Source organism: Roseibacillus persicicus (assembly GCF_014651675.1).
GTDB lineage: Bacteria > Verrucomicrobiota > Verrucomicrobiia > Verrucomicrobiales > Akkermansiaceae > Roseibacillus > Roseibacillus persicicus.
In genome coordinates this window covers 280,138-299,053 of sequence record NZ_BMXI01000001.1, presented here as the reverse complement: position 1 = coordinate 299,053, position 18,916 = coordinate 280,138, and the positions used below count along the sequence as shown (strand labels likewise).

Annotated in this window: 16 protein-coding genes, 1 tRNA gene and 1 pseudogene; 14 read left to right on the top strand and 4 right to left on the bottom strand. The window is 54.2% G+C overall.

The annotated features are described in order from the left end of the window. The first annotated feature begins 340 nt into the window (after nt 1-340). The 3 genes and pseudogenes from IE099_RS01140 to IE099_RS21125 all read left to right on the top strand — a co-directional run. Nucleotides 341-1,561 (top strand): hypothetical protein, encoded by a 1,221-nt coding sequence (locus IE099_RS01140; RefSeq protein WP_189566540.1) that lies wholly within the window; start codon nt 341-343, stop codon nt 1,559-1,561. A 72-nt stretch (nt 1,562-1,633) separates the two neighbouring features. Further along, nucleotides 1,634-1,870 (top strand): hypothetical protein, encoded by a 237-nt coding sequence (locus IE099_RS01135; protein ID WP_194598359.1) that lies wholly within the window; start codon nt 1,634-1,636, stop codon nt 1,868-1,870. Then, nucleotides 1,870-2,232: pseudogene (locus tag IE099_RS21125) on the top strand (CHC2 zinc finger domain-containing protein); the annotation flags it as partial. The gene IE099_RS01135 and the pseudogene IE099_RS21125, both read left to right, overlap by 1 nt. Before the next feature lie 402 nt (nt 2,233-2,634). Here IE099_RS21125 and IE099_RS20740 read toward each other — a convergent pair. Next, nucleotides 2,635-2,835 (bottom strand): hypothetical protein, encoded by a 201-nt coding sequence (locus IE099_RS20740; RefSeq protein WP_229809334.1) that lies wholly within the window; start codon nt 2,833-2,835, stop codon nt 2,635-2,637. 89 nt (nt 2,836-2,924) lie between these two features. On the opposite strand from IE099_RS20740, the gene IE099_RS01125 reads away from it, so the two are divergent. Together IE099_RS01125 and IE099_RS01120 are read left to right on the top strand one after the other, a co-directional pair. Continuing rightward, nucleotides 2,925-4,073 carry an AAA family ATPase gene (locus IE099_RS01125; protein ID WP_189566533.1) on the top strand — a complete coding sequence of 383 codons (1,149 nt, stop codon included), beginning with the start codon at nt 2,925-2,927 and terminating at the stop codon, nt 4,071-4,073. A gap of 60 nt (nt 4,074-4,133) precedes the next feature. Further along, nucleotides 4,134-4,886, top strand: coding sequence for a hypothetical protein (locus IE099_RS01120; RefSeq protein WP_189566531.1), 753 nt, complete (start codon nt 4,134-4,136; stop codon nt 4,884-4,886). A 346-nt stretch (nt 4,887-5,232) separates the two neighbouring features. Here IE099_RS01120 and IE099_RS01115 read toward each other — a convergent pair. Continuing rightward, nucleotides 5,233-5,308: transfer RNA gene (locus IE099_RS01115), tRNA-Lys, on the bottom strand. Between the two features lie 133 nt (nt 5,309-5,441). Then, a complete protein-coding gene (locus tag IE099_RS01110) occupies nt 5,442-6,932 on the bottom strand; it encodes a malate:quinone oxidoreductase (protein ID WP_189566529.1) in 1,491 nt (496 codons plus the stop codon). Between the two features lie 179 nt (nt 6,933-7,111). Here IE099_RS01110 and IE099_RS01105 point away from each other — a divergent pair, with 179 nt between their 5' ends. The 5 genes from IE099_RS01105 (at nt 7,112) to IE099_RS01085 (ending at nt 10,462) form a co-directional block, all read left to right on the top strand. After that, nucleotides 7,112-8,134 carry an ABC transporter permease gene (locus tag IE099_RS01105; RefSeq protein WP_189566527.1) on the top strand — a complete coding sequence of 341 codons (1,023 nt, stop codon included), beginning with the start codon at nt 7,112-7,114 and terminating at the stop codon, nt 8,132-8,134. 65 nt (nt 8,135-8,199) lie between these two features. After that, a complete protein-coding gene (locus IE099_RS01100; RefSeq protein ID WP_229809333.1) occupies nt 8,200-8,379 on the top strand; it encodes an addiction module protein in 180 nt (59 codons plus the stop codon). 53 nt (nt 8,380-8,432) lie between these two features. Further along, complete coding sequence (locus tag IE099_RS01095; protein ID WP_229809332.1) at nt 8,433-8,705, top strand: type II toxin-antitoxin system RelE/ParE family toxin; 273 nt, start codon at nt 8,433-8,435, stop codon at nt 8,703-8,705. Nucleotides 8,706-8,732: 27 nt separating this feature from the next. Beyond that, nucleotides 8,733-9,092 carry a hypothetical protein gene (locus IE099_RS01090; RefSeq protein WP_189566521.1) on the top strand — a complete coding sequence of 120 codons (360 nt, stop codon included), beginning with the start codon at nt 8,733-8,735 and terminating at the stop codon, nt 9,090-9,092. A gap of 38 nt (nt 9,093-9,130) precedes the next feature. After that, entirely contained in the window at nt 9,131-10,462 is a 1,332-nt protein-coding gene (locus tag IE099_RS01085) for a dipeptidase (protein ID WP_189566519.1), read from the top strand. Here IE099_RS01085 and IE099_RS01080 read toward each other — a convergent pair. Beyond that, nucleotides 10,459-13,149: an ATP-dependent DNA ligase gene (locus IE099_RS01080; RefSeq protein ID WP_189566517.1), complete on the bottom strand. Its 2,691-nt coding sequence runs from the start codon at nt 13,147-13,149 to the stop codon at nt 10,459-10,461. The two genes, IE099_RS01085 and IE099_RS01080, sit on opposite strands and share 4 nt — an antisense overlap. 147 nt (nt 13,150-13,296) lie before the next feature. Between IE099_RS01080 and IE099_RS01075 the strand changes: the two genes are divergently transcribed. From IE099_RS01075 to IE099_RS01060, 4 genes are all read left to right on the top strand, one after another. Beyond that, nucleotides 13,297-13,671: a GntR family transcriptional regulator gene (locus IE099_RS01075; RefSeq protein WP_189566515.1), complete on the top strand. Its 375-nt coding sequence runs from the start codon at nt 13,297-13,299 to the stop codon at nt 13,669-13,671. After that, nucleotides 13,664-14,575 (top strand): ABC transporter ATP-binding protein, encoded by a 912-nt coding sequence (locus IE099_RS01070; protein WP_189566513.1) that lies wholly within the window; start codon nt 13,664-13,666, stop codon nt 14,573-14,575. Before IE099_RS01075 ends, IE099_RS01070 begins: the two co-directional genes overlap by 8 nt. An 80-nt stretch (nt 14,576-14,655) precedes the next feature. Then, the gene (locus IE099_RS01065; RefSeq protein ID WP_189566512.1) at nt 14,656-17,031 is read left to right on the top strand and encodes a hypothetical protein; all 2,376 of its coding nucleotides are present in this window, start codon (nt 14,656-14,658) and stop codon (nt 17,029-17,031) included. Next, nucleotides 17,028-18,881, top strand: coding sequence for a hypothetical protein (locus IE099_RS01060; protein ID WP_189566511.1), 1,854 nt, complete (start codon nt 17,028-17,030; stop codon nt 18,879-18,881). The genes IE099_RS01065 and IE099_RS01060 overlap by 4 nt, the downstream gene beginning before the upstream one ends. The last annotated feature ends 35 nt before the right edge of the window (nt 18,882-18,916 follow it).

The following is an 18,916-nucleotide window of genomic DNA, read 5'->3' as shown; positions in this document are numbered from 1 at the left end:
GGAACCGATGTTTAATCAAATGGAGTTCAAGTTGAGAAGTCGAGTAGTGGCCGGAAGCGGCGACCATTGGCGGGTAAAGGTTCTCAATATCTACCCCGAAGATTTGGCCGAAGCTCTCAAATGATGGTTGGAGTAAAAATTAGTAGCAGAAGTGAATCTAGAAGAATTCAAAATCCGCTCGGAAAAGAAGGCTTTGCGGAAGATGCGCCGAATCACTCAACGATCAGGAACCTCGTGTGCCGTTGCCTGCTTGGCCATGCTGTCGAGGCTGACTTTTGAGGATGTCCTTAAAGCAGGAAAGGCGCTTTGGGGGAGCAATTGCTGGGATAAAGGCCATTGGATGGGCATCGAAGAATTCAGGGAGTTTCTCGATGCGCTGGGCTGGGAGCTTGGAGGGAAGGTTGCGGCGAAAGATTGGAAGAGTGTTCCTGCTCAAGCATTGGTGGCAATCCAATTCAAGGAGGAGAAGGGAGCTTGGCGTTGGGTAGTAACCGATGAAGACGAGGAGGGGCTGTTTGTTCTGGATCCGAGCCCGGCGGTGTCGAGTGAGAAGCGGCGAGATTTCAATCGGATGCCTCTCGCCTGGTATCATCGTGTGACTTCCAAGAGGGTTCAAAAGAAGCTTCCTGAGTGGGAAATCGAACTTTTCGAGGAGTATGCTGAGACAATTTCTTGGGTTCGTTCACTTGAGCCGGGCATGGCCTATACCGCTGAAGTTGATTTGCATTGGGAGCGCTACCTCGAATTCTGGGAGAAGCGTCTTCTGAAAGAAGCGGAAAGTCAGGTGCGAAAGCCCGAACAAGCTCGAAGATTGGTTAAGCGAGGATGGGTGGAAGCAGATTTTGGAGGAGGACGATTCAAGGCAGTCGAAAGCCGAAAAGGGAAGGAGGGCAAAGAGCTGTTTCCGGTAGTTTTGCAGAATCGCGGTAGGGGGTGGCACCCTCCCGCTTCTCTAACATGGACGCTTCACTCTCATCCACGAGTTCAAGAACTCAAAAGGGAGCTAGAGCCTCTGAGTCCCAAGGAGGAGTTTTGGAAAGAAATAGTATGGGCCAAGTCTCTCAAGGAGTTACCGGAAGCCGAGGGAGGAGGGGAGCAGGCCGCTTTGTTTGCTCAAGCCGCTGAAGGAATCGACTCGATGATGAAGACGGCAATGGGAGAGTCGGAGAATAGCTGGCTAACCCAAGCAAAGGAGTCCGAGAGTTTTTGGAATCTTCTACAATCCGTCGTCCGTTATGGCAGGCGTCAGGTTCTCTTTGAGTTCTTTGGGAACGGTGATTTGGAGGAGAAAGTCAGATCCGCTTTGATCAACCCGCCAGGGAAGAAGCCTCACCCTTGGACGCTGCTTATTGCAAAGTCTTTGGAACGGCTCGAGAAGGCAAATGCCAAGACGACCCCGGCGAGTGTGTTCAAATATCTCGGTGGGATAAGAGATCCCAAGTCTGATGCCAATCCATGCTGCTTCTCGAATCCGGAAGCTTCCAAACTCAAGGAGATTACTTGGCTTGAGTTTCGCAATTTTGTGAAAACCGCGAAGGTGAAGAGAAAAAATGGAAATTAAGTAAACTTCTCTTTCAGCGGGTGGAACGTAGTGGCATGAGAATGTCTACTGTTGGGCGTCATGAATACGAACATGAACCTAACCTCCATGAATCAAAAGGCCCTCTGGCTTCGCGACAAGCAAGCTGTGGCTATCTATTCCATCAGTCGCACTAAGCTTTGGAGACTCGGTAAAGAAGGAAAGATTCGCACCGTGTCTCTGCAAGAGCCCGGGATGGCGCGGGCGACCCGTCTATTCGATGCGAAGTCGATTGAAGCCTACATTGAAAGCTTCTTACCTGAGAACCAAAACAAGGAGGAGTCCGAGTAATGAAAAAGCCACTCTTTCGAGTGGCTTCCTCAGAGAGTCGATTTGCAGTCCGACCTGACGAGGTTAGCCACATCAAGCAGTCAATCAAGCTGGAAGAACTCAAAGAGAGACTGCCGTTCTATCTTGAACGGTATCACTCGGAGCATATTCAGAAGCGAACAGCTCACAGCCTGTCTCTTCACTGTCCCTTTCACGAGGATAGAACGCCCTCGTGCATTGTTGACGATAGGAAAGGGGTTTGGCTTTTCAATTGTTTCTCTTGTGGTCGTGCGGGTTCCCTCATTGACCTCCATGCTGAGAAGACAGGACTCAACCCCTGTAGCTTTGAGGCCATCGAATCAGTAGCTCAATCGCTAGGGGTTCAGCTCGAACGCTCTCTACGGCCATCTCAAGCGGATCGGCGAGCATGGGCCGAGCAGAATCGGATTGCCTACACCCAGTCGAAGAAGCGGCAAAGGGAACTTCTCGAGCAGGAAACTCTCACTAGGTATCAACGTGAAAATCTCCATGAGAAATTGAGACCCTACCTCTCCAAAGATTGGCGGGCGGATCTCTGGTATAGCTCACCAGTATGGGCCGATACTCCAGCCTTGGCGACTTTTGCATTCATAGACGTTCTTTTTCCTCCTGAAGCGATTATCTGGATGGGGGAGTGTCACGAGACTGGTAAAGAGAAGCATCGGGAGAACTTCAAGACCTGTCGGGAGTGGATAAGACAAAGCTCACTTCCGTCTCGTGTTGCAGCCGGGCATTTCCAAGCAGGCTCAGTCAGTCGTTCGAAAGATAATGTGATTACCAGTCCCTTCATCGTAATCGAGAGCGACGATTTGATTGGCAAGAAGCCTGTCACCGATGAGGAGAAGAGGCGGAACAAAGTCCTTAGCCATGCCTTGGCGGGGTATTGTCAAAAGGAGCTCGGGCTGCACCTCCGTGCTGTTATCGACACCGGAAACAAGAGTCTCCATCTCTGGTTTGATAGACCGTCCCAAGATGCTCTCACGGCAGTGAGAACGCTCGCTCCCGGGCTACGGATAGACCTTGTCCTTCTTGACTCGTGCTCATCTGCGCCCTTGAGAATGCCCTCCTGCATACACGAGAAAACCAAAGTGCCCGCAACCCTTCTTTACCTCGACCACTCCGCATCATGAGCGCATCAAAAGAACTTACAAAGGCCGAGGAAGCGCTAGCTCGAGAACGAATGGAGGCGGGTATTCAAAACGGGCCGCGACTTCTAGAGGCCACCGAGAACGAGGAGAACAAAAGCGCCTTGGAAAGTGCCTTCGCTGCTTCCTTGGCTTCTGCACCTGCTTTTCTCGCTCAAGAGATTCCAGAGAGAGCAACCTATCTCTCACCATTCTTTCGTGAAGGTGACTATGGGATTCTCTTCGCGCCGCGTGGAGTTGGGAAGAGTTGGCTCAGTCTTCTCATGGGGAAAGCTCTTTCGGAAGGTATGGGCGTAGGTCAGCACTGGGAAGCTCCCCTCAAACAAAAGTGTCTGTATCTCGATTCAGAAATGAACATTGCCGACCTTCAAAAGCGTTGTGAGCTACTAGATATTCGAAGCCCCCAGTTTCACGTTCTCAGCCATGAATCACTTTTCGAGCGTTCTAATGATGAAATCACTTTGAATTTGGCAGACCCGTCACAGCAAATCGCTCTCCTTGGACTATGTGAGACCGAAGGTGTTAAGGTTTTGATTCTGGATAATCTCTCAACGGCTTTTCGTGGCTTGAACGAAAATGAAAGTGATTCTTGGGAACGAGTCGGACCATGGCTTCTCGATCTTCGGCGAAGGGGCATCGCTGTGGTTCTGGTTTGTCACGCAGGACGCAACGGTCTGATTCGAGGCACGAGTCGTCGGGAGGATGCTGCGCATTGGATCGTAAGCTTGGAGGAGTCAGGCGATGGCGATGAGTCGTCACACCAATTCAAGACTCGCTTTACCAAGTGTCGAAACTGTCCAGCTGCAGATGCCCCTCCCTTGCTTTGGAAGATTGATACGACCGGTGGCAGGGCCGAAGTAACCACTGAGACCTACGACCCCAAGTCGCAGATGCTGGATATGATTCTTGGAGGAATGACATCAGCTTCCGATATTGCCAATGAGCTAGGAAAAGCAAAAGGCACCATTTCGAAGTGGGCGAAAACGCTTCAGTCTGATGGGAAAATACGGATCAACAATGGCCGTTATATGCCAGCCTAGGCTAGTGTCGGTTTCCTGTTTCTCCTCTTAAGGGGGAGAACAGGAAACGAGAGCCTTGAATTGGAAACTAAAAAAGAAACGAGCGGAAACCACGGTGCCGAAATCTTGAGTGGTGTGGAGTTTCCGGGAATCACTAATGGAAACGGACTCAGTCGAGGTAAGTGGAGAGTTCATCCGCCTTTGGTTTCCAATCATATTATCATGAGAAAGAACGTCCTCACGGTAGAAAAACTCGCTGCCATAGAGAGTGCCATTGAACGAAATGGGGGTGAGGTCACGAGTCGTCATTTGGAACGGAATCACGAAATTAGTAGGCTTGTACTCGAAGAAGCGGAACGACGTGGTTTTGTGGAGCTTTTCAAACGCCAGGGAAAGCGAGGTAGGCCCTCGTTGCTCGTGAGAAAAGTTAACAAAACTCGTCCGACAAAATTACCACCAATGAGAGCAGAGGTAGAGAAGGTGATCAGTATTCGTCATTGGAATTTTGCCCGCTACTACGTTCTAGGCGAAACCGGTAATGGCCTATTCACCTTCAGAAGACGAGCGTATGTGGCTTACCTCAAGGCTTATCCGAATGTCATGAGTAAAAGTGCAGCAAAAGCCAGTGCAAGCCGCTTGATGAGAAAGCCTCACATTCAAGCCGCGATTCAATGGCAGGCGGTGATACTGAATGGCGAAAACAGGGGAATCACTCTGTATCCAGACACAGCAATCGAGATTTGGGAGGCCTTGAGGGAGCTTGGCAGCTTCCGCGCCAACTGGGCCCCTTGGTGGGTGAAGTCCAGATGGGAAGACGAAGGGGTTTCAGGCTGAAGCGAATTTGAGGCAAGGGCTAAGCTTGTTTTCCCGTGATCAAGGTGGTCAGCCAAGAGAAAAGGTCCGCTGATGAAAGCTCTCTTTGAAAGAGAGGGATGAACCAAAAGGAATCGACGAGATTTGAGGCTATGAATGCCTAAGTCTTTCTGAGGGATGAAACGGTGAATTCTGAACAGCGCGCGAGACGTTCAATCCTCGGCTAACGGGGAGGGCTGTTGAAGGGGCTCTGAGCCTTCCCCGAACTTAGCCGGACGTTATGAACTGTTACTACTATGTTACTAATTCACCGCCTCTAGAAACGAGGAAACCCGCTAGGCCTTTGGGGCTTAGCGGGTTTCGAAAGTGGTACGTGGACTGGGATTCGAACCCAGGACCAATTGGTTAAAAGCCAACTGCTCTACCGACTGAGCTACCCACGCATTTTGTGTTGCTTGACCCTCCGTGTTACCGGCGGGGCGGGAGCCTTAAAGGCTCCTCGTGGGGGATGCAAGGGAATTTTGAAACGAATTTGGAAAAAATTCGGAATTTCCCGTTCTTACCCTCCATCCCTCTTTAGTTGATGCCCAAAGTGGTGTCGGCTTCGGATCGGATTTCCCGGTAGGCATCGGGAGTTTCCGCCAAGGTGGTGCCATAGCTGGGAATCATCTCCTTCAGTTGCGCGGTCCACTCCGGCAGACGCTTGGGAAAGGCTTTGGCGATGAGGTCCAGCATGATGTTGACCGCTGTGGACGCACCGGGGGAAGCCCCCAGGAGAGCGGCGAGGGAGCCGTCTTCGGCAACGATGGTTTCCGTTCCGAACTGCAGAACTCCACCCTTGTGATCGTCGGACTTGATGACTTGCACGCGCTGGCCGGCGGTGACGAGTTTCCAGTTGTCCAACTGGGCGTCGGGGAAGAACTCCTGCAGAGCTTCCAGCCTGTCCTCGGGGGACTGAAGGCATTGCTCGATGAGGTATTTGGTTAGATCGAGATTATTGGCTCCCACCGCGAGCATGGGAGTCAGGTTGGAGAGCTTGACCGAGCTCGGGAGATCGAGAATGGAACCGGTCTTGAGGAATTTGGGAGAGAATCCAGCGAAGGGCCCGAAGAGAAGGGAGCGCTTGCCATCGATGACGCGGGTGTCGAGGTGGGGGACGGACATGGGCGGGGCACCGACTGCGGCCTTTCCGTAGACTTTGGCCTGGTGCTGATTGACGACCTCGGGGTTGTCACAGACGAGGAACTGTCCGCTGACGGGGAAGCCGCCGAAGCCCTTGCCTTCCTTGATCTTCGATTTCTGCAGCAGAGGCAAAGACGCTCCACCTGCTCCCACGAATACGAAGGGAGTGTCGATGGTGCGGTTGATGCCCTTGGTGAGGTTGCGCACCTCCACCCGCCAGCGACCATCTTTGCGGCGCTCCAGATCTTTCACGATGTGGTGGGTGGCCAGACGAATGCCGTCCTGCGCATCGAGGTATTCCACCAGGCTTTCCGTCAGGGCGCCGAAGTTGACATCGGTTCCAGTTTTCACGCGGGTGGCGGCGACCACATCGCGCGGGTCCCGGCCTTCTAGAAGTAGGGGAGCCCATTCCCGAATGACCGCGGGGTCCTCCGAGTATTCCATCTCGGAGAAAAAGTGGTGCTGCTTCATGGTCTCGTAGCGGGCCTTGAGATAGCGGCGGTTTTCGTCGCCCCAGACAAAACTCATGTGCGGAACGGGCTGGATGAATTGCTCGGGCTGGGGCAGCACGCCGGCTTTGGTCAGGAAGGACCAGAACTGTTTTGACTGCTCGAAAGCTTCGTTTATTTTGAGCGCCTTGGAAATGTCGATGGAGCCGTCAGGCTTTTCGCTGGTGTAGTTCAGCTCGCAAAGGGCAGCATGTCCGGTGCCGGCATTGTTCCAGGGGTTGGAGCTTTCCTTGGCCACTTCGGCGAGGGCCTCCACGATTTGAATCTTGAGAGTGGGGTCGAGCTGGTGGAGCAGAACTCCGAGGGTTGCGCTCATTACTCCACCGCCGATGAGAACCACATCGGCTTCCGCCATTGTTTCGACCCGATTGTCCATGGCGGTTTCGTTCCCTAGCTCGCTCTTTCTGTCAATGACAGGCCGATACGAATTTCGGGGTTTTATGCGATAGGAAAGGGAAAAATGGCTGTCGAAAGCGTTTCTTAGCAAAGAAAGAGGTGGCGTCTTTGGCGACTTTCCTTCTTTCGCCCGCCAGTTCTTCTCTCTAACTTCCCGCTATGGATTCGTCGCAGGATTGGTGGAAGTCACGGGATTTGCCCGAGCGGCTGGGGCCGATGATGACCAAGGAGCTTCGCCAAGGACTGCGGCGGGGGCTTTTCCTTTATCCGTTCATTGGGATTCAGGTCTTCGCCATTGCGGCCATGGCGGTGGAGTTCCAGATGAATATCGATGACATCGAGAAATCGACCGAGTTCGGGGGACCCCTCAATTTCCTCATGTTCTTTCCAGGGGAAATGTTTTCAGGCCCGTTCTGGGTGGTGGTCGGGCTGATCTGTCTGGTGATGATGCCACTGGGCGGGCTGATGCTGATGGGGCAGGAGCTGGAGGAGGGAAATCACGAGCTGCTCCTGATGACTCCTTTAAGCCGCTGGAAAGTGGTGCGCGGCAAGTTCCTGACGCTGTGGGGAATTTGCCTGCTGACTTTTTCCTCGCTGCTGCCCTACGCCATCGTGCGCTATTTCATCGGCGGAATTGATGTGGGGCGGAATATTTCGCTGGCCCTCACGGTGGTCTTGGGATCGGGAATGATTGCGTCGGGGGCGATTGGGGCCTCGTCTTTCAAAGGCATGATTGCGCGCATCGGGGTGCTGGGATTGTTCTTGGGCTCGATGGCGCTTTCAATGATGGCTTGCTTAATGTCGGCGGGTGCGCGCACGGGCGGAGCGGGGGTGTTTTTCCATCTGAATGCTTATGGGATTTTCTTCTGCTACACGGTCTTGGGGTTGGCGATGGCCCGGTCGCGGATTCGGCTGGTGGTGCATCACTATGAGGTGAAGCCGAGCTGGATGATCATTGGTCTCCTCTTTTTCACCCCCTTCGTCATCGGCATGGCCGCAGCGGTGACCACGGGCTATGCGGGATTCGTAGGAGCGATTGGGATGGGGTTCGTGGCGTGGTATGCCGACGTGACCCCCAAGGCTCCCTCTTGGGTCAATGCCCCCGTTCCCAATGTCCCGCAGCCCCCGCAACTTCCTTCAGTGCCGGAGGAGGGGACTGGCCTTTCTTCTGACCCAGAATAGTTCGCAATCTTTCCTTTCGGCGGTATCATCTGGCAATGAATGCGACAGAAATTTGCTCCGAAGCAATGAATTTACCCGAAGACCAGCGGGCAAAATTGGTCGCTGAATTGCTGGGCTCTCTGCCTGCGGTTTTGGCCGACTCGGATGATGGTTCGGACGAGGCCGGCAGACGTCTCGCCGAGATGCGTGCGGATCCAACTTCCCGCAGAACGTGGGCACAGGTGAAGGCTGAGATAGGTCGCTAATTTCCGTCGTCGAGTTGATGGAGACAGAGTATCACCGCTTGGTTCCTCGCGACTTGAGAGTTGCGCTGGACTATTACGAGTTTGAGGGTGGGCCAGATCTAGCCGATCGATTTTTCGCAGAGGTGGAAAGCTGTATTTCAGCGATCGAGAAACGACCCAAAGGACATCACTTCTCCGATGGGGGTTATCGTCGAGCAGGGTTGCGCTCCTTTCCCTACCACTTTCTCTATGAGGTTGATGAAGAGGGGATCTGGATTGCCGCTCTCAGACACGACAACCGCCATCCTTCCTATGGGCTGCGCCGGAACAAACGGAGTCAGAGGTAGGTTCGCCAAAAGGAGCAGGAACGAGCGGTGCTACGTGCCTTTGTGGCCTTCGTGGTTGAATCCCCTTCGGCTTTGGTCCACCTTGGTTCAGTTGTGGCAAAGAAGCAGAGTTTCCTCATCGATATCTGGTATTTTTCGCGGTCCATCTTGCGAGATCGGGCGATGCGGCGTCGCTTTCTGGCTCAACTTCTCATCGTGATTCTCACCCTGTTAGTTTTGGGCAATTGGTTTTTGAGTGACTGGGTGGAAAGCACCCGGCCTCGCTTCATTGTCTGGTGGGGTGGGACGACATTTCTCACTGTCTGGATGCTGATGCTGGCTGCCTACGATGCCTTGCGGGTGCGGCGGGAGATTCTGGAAGAGGATGAGTTCGAGGATTTTTCCTGAAGGCTTGCGAATTTCGTAGGGATGCGGAAGATGCCGCCATGACTCCTGCATTGGAAGACCTCTTCGCCGTTCTCCGTTTCCCCAGTATCTCCACTGACTCCAATCACGCCAGCGATGTGCGGGCTTGTGCGCAGTGGTATGTCGACAAGTTCAAGAGCATGGGCCTTTCGGTCGAGCTCTGCGAAACCGCCAAGCATCCCATCGTGTTGGCGAAAAACGAACCAGTCTCTGGACGTAAAACAGTTCTCATCTATGGGCACTATGATGTCCAGCCTGTTGACCCGATTGAACTCTGGGACAGCGCGCCCTTCGAGCCTGTCATCAAGGATGGAAAAATCTGGGCCCGCGGAGCGACCGACAACAAGGGCCAGCACATGGCGCACCTGTTGGGAGTGGAAGAAACCATCAAGGAAAAGGGCGAATTGCCCGTGAACCTCATCTTCCTGTTAGAAGGGGAAGAGGAAATTGGGAGCCCCAACCTCCCGGGCTTTCTTGAGGAGCGCAAAGAAGAGCTGGCCTGCGACGTCATCGCGGTGAGCGATACCGGAATGGTGGCCAAGGGAATTCCCACCCTGGGCTATGGCCTGCGGGGAATCACTTGCTGCGAGGTGAAGGTGAACGGTCCGGACAAGGACTTGCACTCCGGTCTCTATGGCGGCGCGGTGGCCAATCCGGCGACTGCGGCGGCGCAGCTCATCGCCAGTTTACACGATTCAGAAGGCAAGGTTGCGGTGGAAGGATTCTATGATGAAGTCGAGCCTCTGGCCGACTGGGAACGCGAGATGTGGAGCCAAGTTCCAGGCGTCTCGGAGTCCGACTTGCTCGAGGTTACTGGTTCACCGGCTGTCTTCGGCGAAGCGGGCTTCAGTTCAGCGGAACGCCTTTGGGCGCGTCCGACTTGTGAGGTCAATGGCATGTGGGGCGGCTATCAGGGCGAGGGCTCGAAGACGGTTCTGCCATCCTATGCTTGTTTCAAATTGTCCTGTCGTTTGGTTCCTGACCAAGAGCCGGAGGTGATCATTGCTCGCGTGCAGAAGCACCTCGAAGCCCACCTTCCCACCGGCGTGACGATGGAATTTACGCCCGGTCACTCGGGGAAAGCTTATGTTGCTGATCCTCATTCGGAGGCGGGCAAGGCGGCTCAGGAGGCACTCGAGGAAGTCTTTGGCCGTCCACCGGTCTTGATTCGCGAGGGAGGCAGCATTCCCATCATCCAGAGCATGAAGGAGATTCTCGGCACCGACACTCTCATGCTTGGTTTGGCTCTACCGGATTGTCAGATTCACTCGCCCAACGAGAACTTCACCGTTGAGAATTTCGAAGCCGGAATTCGTCTCAGCAAGGTCTTGTTAGAAAAGCTGGGAGCCTAGGGTTTCCTGCCTGCAAGGGCTTGTGCTGAGGCCAATGTATCGATGTCGGCGGGGCCCTTGTCCCGTCGGATCGCCTTGATGCATGGAAAGCGCAGCGCGAGGCCGGAGTCGTGGCGCTTGGAAGGGTTGATGGAATCGAAAGCGATTTCCAAGACGATGGTGGGCTCCACCCACTGCACGCGCCGCTTCTTTTCGAGGGTCGTCTTTTTGAAATGCTCGGTGAGGTCCTCGATTTCCTCGTCGGTGAGACCGGAGTAGGCTTTTCCAATGGTCGCCAAGGCTCCGGTGCGTTCATCGCGAACGGCAAAGGTGTAGTCGGAGAGAACTTCGGCACGGCGACCGTGTCCCTGCTGTGCCGCAATCACCACGCAATCCAAGGTGGGCATCATGCCCTTGAGCTTGAGCCAGGATTTGCCCCGTCGACCGGGTGAGTAGGGGGACTTCGGTTCCTTCGCGATGAGCCCCTCGTGACCGGCGGCGAGAGCGTGTTTGAACTGTTGTTCGACCTCCTCCAAGCTGCTTGCTTGGTAGTGTTCAATGGTGTGAAAGGGTTCGGTGAGAGAGAGTTCTTCCAAGTGCTTCCGCCGCTCCAGATAGGGACTTTCCAGAAGATTTTCCTCATCAAGCGAGAGCAAGTCGAAGGCTACAAAACGCACTGGAACGGCTTCGCCGAAAAAGAGGTCGCCTTGATGGCGCTTGCGGCCCAGCCGCTTTTGCAGGTCAAAGAAATTGAGTTGTCGTCCCGCCGCGAAAGCGATCAATTCTCCATCCAGAATACAGGGGGCGGGAAGGGTTTTTGCGGCTTCCAGAACCTCTGGAAATTCTTCGCCCAGTGAGCGGAGGTCGCGGGAAAAAAGCGAGGCCTCTTGTCCATCGTAATGCAGCTGGGCTCGAATACCGTCGTGTTTGGGTTCGAGATGAATCGGGAACTCGCCCAGTCGTTGCACGATAGCTTCCGCGTCGGGTTCGGGGGAGGCCAGCATAGGGGAGAGAGGAGAATGGGCGCGCAGGCTGGCGGAGTCCAGTGTGCCGGACTTGGCCAGCAGAGCGGTTTTTGCCAAATCTCCCTCCAGCATGTGGGCCCGGCGAACTTGCTTTGGATCGGCCGAAAAGGCTTCGGCCACTGCGTCTTCTAACAGGGCTGTCTTGAGTCCAGCCCGGAGGTCGCCGGTGAGGAGGCGGACCAGGAACTCGCTCTGAGCAGGCAGGAGTTGGCGAAAGGTAGTCGCGAGCAGAGAAGACTTTTGCAAGGTCCCGGGGATGCTGGCGAGCTGTTGGAAGAGTTCGGCGAAATCGGTTAGATTTACAGGCCCGCTATTTTCCGGGGATTCCAGTTGAGTTTGTTCTAACAGAATTCGGGCCGTGCGGGCGGCATCGGCGGTGGTGTTGGAGATTTGCCGATAGTGGGCGAGCGATGACTGGGTGGCCTCCAACAAGGCCTGGCGGATAGCGGCGGTCCCGAGGGTGAGGGCTTTTCGTTCTCCCAACAGCTTCCCCGAGAGAAAATGGACGGAGAGCGCGAGCACCTCATCGTCCAAGGGCCGTAGATAATCGGCCAGCAGAGAAATCTTGCGCAGGCGGGAAGGCGTCTCGCTGACTTTTGTAATTGTCTGAGCCAAGTCCGCGAACTGGCCTTGGCCCAAGGAGCCTTCAGGCGAGGTCGCGAGGGGGCTGGCCTCTTCTTCTTTTTCCAAGGACAGTTCGATTTGGTCGTCCCCGTAGATGGACCAAGCCTCGAATCCTTCCCGGCGAAGATCGCGGGCGAATTCGCGGGTGGAACCGTGGAGGGTGAGAACCAGCTTCGGGGAAACCTTTCTCACTGTTTCTATCAGCTCGGGATAGTCGGCGTGGTCCGAGAGCGGGAAGACCGCATCGGTTTGGTAGCGGTATTGCGAGCCGGGAGTGAGCGCCCATCCCGAGAGCATCGCCACTCGTCGTTTCTTGAGTCCTTTGACTTGTTTGGCGCGAACTGCATTGGGCGGAGCGACCAAAGCGAATCCCTCGGGGAGAGTTCCTTCGAAGACGGGAGGGGGAGGAAAGGGAAGTCCGGCCTCGTGACAAGCCACTGACATCTCGGCGACGGTTTTGTGGGCCATCACCGGAATGTTCGCTTCCTGGAGGATGGCCAATGCTTCCTGCGCTTTTCCCAAAGAGTAGCCCAAGAGGACCGGTTGCTCGCCATCCTCCAGCGTGGACTTTACGAAGTGAATGATGTCGGCGACGATTTTTTCGCGGGGCGGAAAGACGAAGTTCGGCCGACCGAAAGTGGTCTCCATGATGAGGGTGTCGGCGGGGAGAAGTTCGGTGGGCTCGCTGGTGAGGGAGCCGCGCAGCTTATAATCTCCGGTGTAGAGGAGGGTTGCCTGGTCCTCGCGGCGCGTGACGTGAAGCATCGCGGAGCCGAAGATGTGCCCGGCGGGGAGAAGGCGAATCTCGTGTCCGGCTATTTCGAGGACTTCGTGGTAAGCGAGGGTTTGAATCCGGTTGGCCCCCACCCGAAAACGCTTTCGCAAGAGATGGCCCGTGGCGGTCGAACAGAGAATTTTCTCATGGCGGGCAAAGTGGTCCGCGTGAGCATGGGAGACGAAAGCATGGGGGAGGCCGCGATGGGGATCCAAGTAGAGGTCCAGCGCAGGCAAGTGCAGGGCTGGGCGGGTGCTTATGTTGATGAGGGAATCTTTCTTCACTAGGAGAATCGCGATTGCACCGTAGATGCGATTAGAGGGAAATCAACTTCGCGCCTCTGTCGGCCTTCGGTTCGTTCACTGATCTCTTGATCAAAAAATGCCTTGCTAAACAGGCGTAACAGTTGTTACTGATACACCAAGAACGCAATGTTGCCTTTTCGTCTCCAGTTACAAGATGGTCTTCCGGTCTCGGAGCAGATGTTCCGTGCCTCGGTGCGGGCGATCTTGAGCGGGGAGCTTGTGGGCGGAACTATTTTTCCGTCCGTGCGGGTAATGGCGCAGGAGTTGAAAGTGAGCCCCACGACCGTTCACAAGGCGATCCTAGAGCTGAAGGAAGGTGGCTTTCTGGTCTCGCGACCAGGAGTTGGGATGGTGGTTGTGGGTAAAGATAAGTTGGGCACAGAAGTTTTGCGCGAACAGCTTCGTGAGCCAGCGGAGGAGCTTCTGCGGGAAGCGAAGCTACTAGGTTTAGGTGTAGTGGAGTTGAGTGAACTTTTACAAGAACTGGAAGAGAATGAGTGATTTGTTAGAATTTGAAAAAGTCAAAAAGCGATTTGGGGGAGTCTCCGCGCTATCGGGTGCCAGTTTCACTGTTCCTAAAGGATCGGTCACGGCCCTGTTAGGCGCAAACGGAGCGGGCAAGTCCACCGCTCTTCGAGTGGCGCTCAACCTCGAAAAGCCGTCGCAGGGACTCGTGCGAGTGCTCGGTCAAGACTCGCGAAGAATTGGTCCGGTTGAGTTGCGCAAGATTGGCTATGTGGCGGAAGGAATGGAGATGCCGGAGTGGATGACTGTGGACCAATATCTCAATTGGTGCCGTCCTCTTTACCCCGATTGGGACCGTAAGTTGGAGGAGAAGCTACGGGGAATCTTTCACGTCCCAAGTAATCGCCCTCTCAAGGCGCTTTCACGAGGTCAGCGGATGAAGGCGGCGCTCTTGAGTGTACTTTCCTATCGTCCCGAATTGTTAATTCTCGATGAACCGTTTTCGGGCCTTGACCCGTTGGTCAGGGACGATTTGACGAAGAGTATTTTGGAGCTGGCCGACCAGGATTCGTGGGGAGTGGTGATCGCGACCCATGATATCGAGGAAGTTGAACGTTTGGCCGACCGAGTGGTGGTGATGAAGCTAGGGAAGGTGGAGCTGGCGGGAGATCGTGAGGAGCTGTTAGAAAAGTGGCGCAGAGTCGAAGTCCTCGTTACTGACGAGTGGGAGGAGCCTGCACGATATCCGAGTGAGTGGTTGAACGTTAAGCGGGTGGGGATGGTAGTGCGGTTCTACGAGTCCAAATACGCCAAGGAGGATTTGGGTGAAAAGTTGAAGACTCACTTTCCGCTCACTGCAGATCCGGCGCTGCAAAGAGTGAGCTTGCGGGATGTGTTGCGGGTTTTAACAAAAGCAGGACGAGTGGAGGTGGGATCATGATTACGGGGTTTCGACAAGTTTGGCAGAGCGAGTGGCGACTGGCGCGTTGGTTCGTTTTTGCGTGCTGGTTCTTAGTCCTTTTGCCGATCCTTGTTCATCTCGCGATTGGTCCGAGCACCGAGATTCCAAGGTGGCCGTATTCGCTGCGGGTTTGGGGTGGCTTCATGCTTCTCTTGCTAGGGGTAGCGCTTTTGTCTTGGTCTTCGTCACGGGGGCGGGGAGTGGTAAATCTTCGTCCCGTCAGCCGTCGTGCGGTGCTTGTGGTGCGCTCAATCATCGTGGCGTTGGCCTTGGTCGTGCCGGTTCTACTTTCCACCATCGGATGGTTCTTAGTATTTGGCTTTTCCGCCCGGCAAGGGCTGATTGATGCGGGCTGGGTCGCGATTGTGATCGTGCCGCTCTGGAGCTTCTTGGCTTGTGTGGTGAGTGTTTTGGAAAGGGCGAAGTGGTTGGCGCTGACTTTCTTGATACTGCTTTTGTTGCAAACCCTCATGGACGCCACTGGAATCCAAGGTCTTTTGGGACCTTGGACAAACACTCTGGCGACCGAGTCGAACTGGAGATTCTGGTTCCCTATTTGGGTGCCTTGCGTTTTGATTCTGGTTAGCTATCGGTGGTTAAAGAAGCGGGCTGAGCTGGCTCGAGTGCTTTTTGTGGTTGGGTTTGTTCTCAGCGGGTGGGGAGCAACTGCTTGGTATCTCAGTGAAGGGTATTTTCTGCACTACCCGGAGCTGGAGGCAAGAAAGGTCGAGCTTCAGTTATTGGGAGAGGGGCCTGATGGAAACCCCGAAGTAGGATTTCGGGTGCCTATTAATGACAGGGACCTGACGGAAGGAGCTTTGTCATGGGTAACGGCGTTTGACGGAACCCTTATGAAAGGTGATAGACGCTTTCATAAGGAGGGGAATGGCTCTGGATGGCTGCATCCATATGGCTCTGGATGGTTTCTTCACACGAGTGGGGCGATTGACCCAACTTGGGAAGTCTTTGGCGAGCTTCTCAGAAATGAAAATGCCCTGACTGTGGAAGGGCCCAATCGATTGGCAAACGTCTCCAACCGAAGTTTCTGGGATGGTGATCTTCAGTTTCAAAAAAATGGTTCGATCGAAGGGTGGCAAAATGGAGTGAGCTTTCAAGGGGAGCTTCTTGCTCACGCAATTGAATATGAAAAGGTAGCGGACTTGCCCGCCGGCAAAGATGCGGAGGTGAGCAGAGAAGGTCTAACCCTCAGATACGAAGCGAATCTGTCATCGAAGAGTCCCAAGAATCCGCGTTTTTCTGTGGAAGAAGTTCAGCGGAGTCGTCTCCCGTCATACGTAAACGATGTCTCGTGGTTATTTGTGTTCGTGAGTGAGTCTGGTGATTTAGTTTTGAGCGCCAACCTGAATGGTTTCGGGGTGGTCGCTCACTTTGCAGGGGTTCAGATTGAGAGCTCAGACCTCGAATTTAAATTGAACCCTTACCGCGGCAAGCCCTTGACTAAAGATGAATACTCCAAAGGTCGACTGATGGTCTTTCGCACACAAGTGCGGAGAGTGGGTCGTTTGGCGGTCAATGAGGAGGTGGGGGCTCCAAATCCTCGAACCCGACAGAATCCTTACTATGGGATTTCGGATGTGGGACCTTCCAGTGCGAATGCGGCGCTCTCTCTTTTAGCTGACAGTCGACCTGAGGTTGAGGGAGCGACCAAGGAGCAGGTGGGAGGCAGGATTCGTCAAATTTTAAGCTCATTTCCATTGAAGCTCAAAGGGGATGACCTCGCCGAGTTTGCCATTGAGCATGGGGAACTTTTGCTGGAGGCCGAGGTGCTTTCACGAGATGGGACTGCGCTTCGTGCCTTTGAGAAAGGCGCTGGAGAGGAGCTAAAGGGAGCCTTCATTGAGCGCCTGGAATTGTTGCCGAATTCGGCTATGAGTACACTCGTAGAGAGAGGGTGGGGGGAAGATGCTTTGCCGAAAATTGAGACCTTAATCGCGGAAGGCAGAGCGAGCGAGAATGTGCTGAGACTGGGGATCTATCTGGGTAGTAAGAAGGCTATTGATGCCGGTCTGGCGAGAGCTCGTAAGAGCGCGGGCGACGAATTGGTGATGGCATTGTCAGAGGTAGCTGGATTGGAGTCGCAACTGAGTGAAGCTCTTGAAGCGTCGATTCCACAAGTCAAGGGTAGGTTGTCGGAGCGTATTCTCACTGGGAGAGGGAGTATTGAAACCGGAGGCTGGGCAGGCGCTCTTCGGCTTGGAAATCGGAAGATGTTGGAGGCTTTTCTCGAATCCATTTCGTTGTCTGATGACAATAGCACAGCCTACTCATTGTTCGGCGATAGGACGAAAAGAGACTACTTCATCCTGGCATCTAACGATTCGGAGAAAAAGTGGAGTCGCTATCAAGCGGAGGATTTCCAATGGGATGGCTTGAGGGAGAAATGGATTTATCAAGAGAGAGGAGAATCACAATGAACGTATTAGGAGTGTTGACTTGTTTGTGGAAGAGGCATCGTTGGGAAATTCTGACGCTCGTGGTGGTCTCGCTTTTGTTGAGCGCGATGGCAGGGAAGTTCTCGTTGGATGGAGGACAGTTGAGGCTACTTTGGCATGGGCTCCGGATGGATGGAGTAGTGATGCTAGAAGTGGGACTGGTCGCGCTGGTTACTGCACGGGTGGCGATGAGTGAAGGTGCCTTTGGGAGTTTTGATGGGTGGCGGAGTCGTCCCCTCATGCCTTGGGCGTTTGGGATGGGAAGCGTGTTGTTGCTCTTTCTTGTATTTGCGCCCCTCTTGCTAGTTCGCTTGTTAGTGGTTTCCGAAGTTCTAGAGCCTTCTCAAATGGGTTGGCAAGTATTGTGGGAGAAGCTTTGGAGAGCGATGATCTCTTGGCATCTTGCTTTGTTAGTATTCGCCTACGGACTAGGTTTTTTTTTGAGGAAGATTGGAGGGAAGGCCCGAACGCAAGGGGGCTGGGTTGCGGTTGGGATGATGAGCGTGACAGCGTGGACGAGCACTCCAATGGGTGGATACTTTCCAGTTCGTTCAGGATCGGCCGGTAGCGGAAGAACTGTGCTTGCGCTGGTTCCTGAAAATCGTTTTGAAGTCTGGCAAGAGGGAAAGTGGTTGGGTAGGGGATGGGATTGGTCGGAAATAGGAACGATTTCGACTTCTCATCCGAGTGTGACGACCCTCCCGCTGAAGAAGGGTGAGGAAAAGTCTTTGGAAGACTTGAAGGTGCGGATTCACAATGTTCGCTGGTCGACAGGTTCGCGCTTGCGAGTTTCGGTCGAGATTAGTCGAGCGGGTGGGCTGTCACGGAAGCCTTTGCAGGTGGAGGCTGCGGTTGCCCGTTACGGCAACGGGTATTTTGGGGTGCCGGTGCAGAACCGTCATTCAATTGCTGGTGAGCAGATTCCCTTTTTGCCTTTGGAGGTGGTGAGGCAGGATTTTGAGATTCTTTCACCCTTGATGCTGCCCGAAAATAAAGTGTCAAAAGAGGGTTTGTTAGAAGGGGCACAGCTGTCGCTGTTGATTGGGCATTGGGAAGGGCAGAAAGGACATCGGCTCGATTTAGAGGAGCTTGTCGAGGAGAGGGAGGAGCCGGTCGAGACGGTTTTTGCGCTGGTTGATCGAGTGGATAGTAACAATCGGAACGGTCACAGTAGCGATGCTGTTCGGAGGCAGCTAGAGCTGTACCGAGACCCTGAAAGTATTGCGCTCATCTTGCAACGAGGACCCTATAGCAGCAAATTTTGGGACACGACTTTGATGGCGTTTTTGGCGAAGAATGTCCAAGAGAGCCACAAAGCGCAGCTGTTAAAGCGCCTGAAGTGGAGTCCGGTCTATGGGGAGTTGATGGTGCGCAAAGGATGGGCGGAAGAGGCTTTGCCGCTTTTAAAAAGTCATTTGATGGCGGGGCGGAAGGTCGGGCCGCAATCGTTGCTCGCTCTGATTGCGCTGGGTGACAAAGAGATGGGGCCGATGTTAGAAAGGCAGATTCTGAACATGCACGGCAAAGTTTTGGACACGGTTATGCAAGGGGCTGCGGGGCATCCGGGGATCGATTTGGATCGAATAAAGCGCGAGGGCTGGCGACGGACCAAGTTTGGTTTCGGGGGAGACCACGTCCGCGTGCTCTGGGGCGCGGAGGCAGGAGACAAGGAAGCGCTCCGACGGATGTTGGTCAAATCTCTGGACGGAAAGACTTGGGAGAAAGATATTCTAGAAAACTGGTTTGCGGGACAGGGAGGGGTTACACGGCTTGAGCAAGAATGGGAGAAGGTGGAATTTAGCAATGATCGCTGGGTGATTGAAAGTCCTTGAAAAGACTCCGGGTCGCCCGAGAGAGAGTTGGGTCT

Coding starts and splice junctions, on each gene's coding strand:
- IE099_RS01140 (WP_189566540.1), top strand. CDS start 341: ATGGGCATCGAAGAATTCAGGGAGTTTCTCGATGCGCTGGGCTGGGAG.
- IE099_RS01135 (WP_194598359.1), top strand. CDS start 1,634: ATGAACCTAACCTCCATGAATCAAAAGGCCCTCTGGCTTCGCGACAAG.
- IE099_RS20740 (WP_229809334.1), bottom strand. CDS start 2,835: ATGGAGACTCTTGTTTCCGGTGTCGATAACAGCACGGAGGTGCAGCCC.
- IE099_RS01110 (WP_189566529.1), bottom strand. CDS start 6,932: ATGGACAATCGGGTCGAAACAATGGCGGAAGCCGATGTGGTTCTCATC.
- IE099_RS01105 (WP_189566527.1), top strand. CDS start 7,112: ATGGATTCGTCGCAGGATTGGTGGAAGTCACGGGATTTGCCCGAGCGG.
- IE099_RS01100 (WP_229809333.1), top strand. CDS start 8,200: ATGAATTTACCCGAAGACCAGCGGGCAAAATTGGTCGCTGAATTGCTG.
- IE099_RS01085 (WP_189566519.1), top strand. CDS start 9,131: ATGACTCCTGCATTGGAAGACCTCTTCGCCGTTCTCCGTTTCCCCAGT.
- IE099_RS01075 (WP_189566515.1), top strand. CDS start 13,297: ATGTTGCCTTTTCGTCTCCAGTTACAAGATGGTCTTCCGGTCTCGGAG.
- IE099_RS01070 (WP_189566513.1), top strand. CDS start 13,664: ATGAGTGATTTGTTAGAATTTGAAAAAGTCAAAAAGCGATTTGGGGGA.
- IE099_RS01060 (WP_189566511.1), top strand. CDS start 17,028: ATGAACGTATTAGGAGTGTTGACTTGTTTGTGGAAGAGGCATCGTTGG.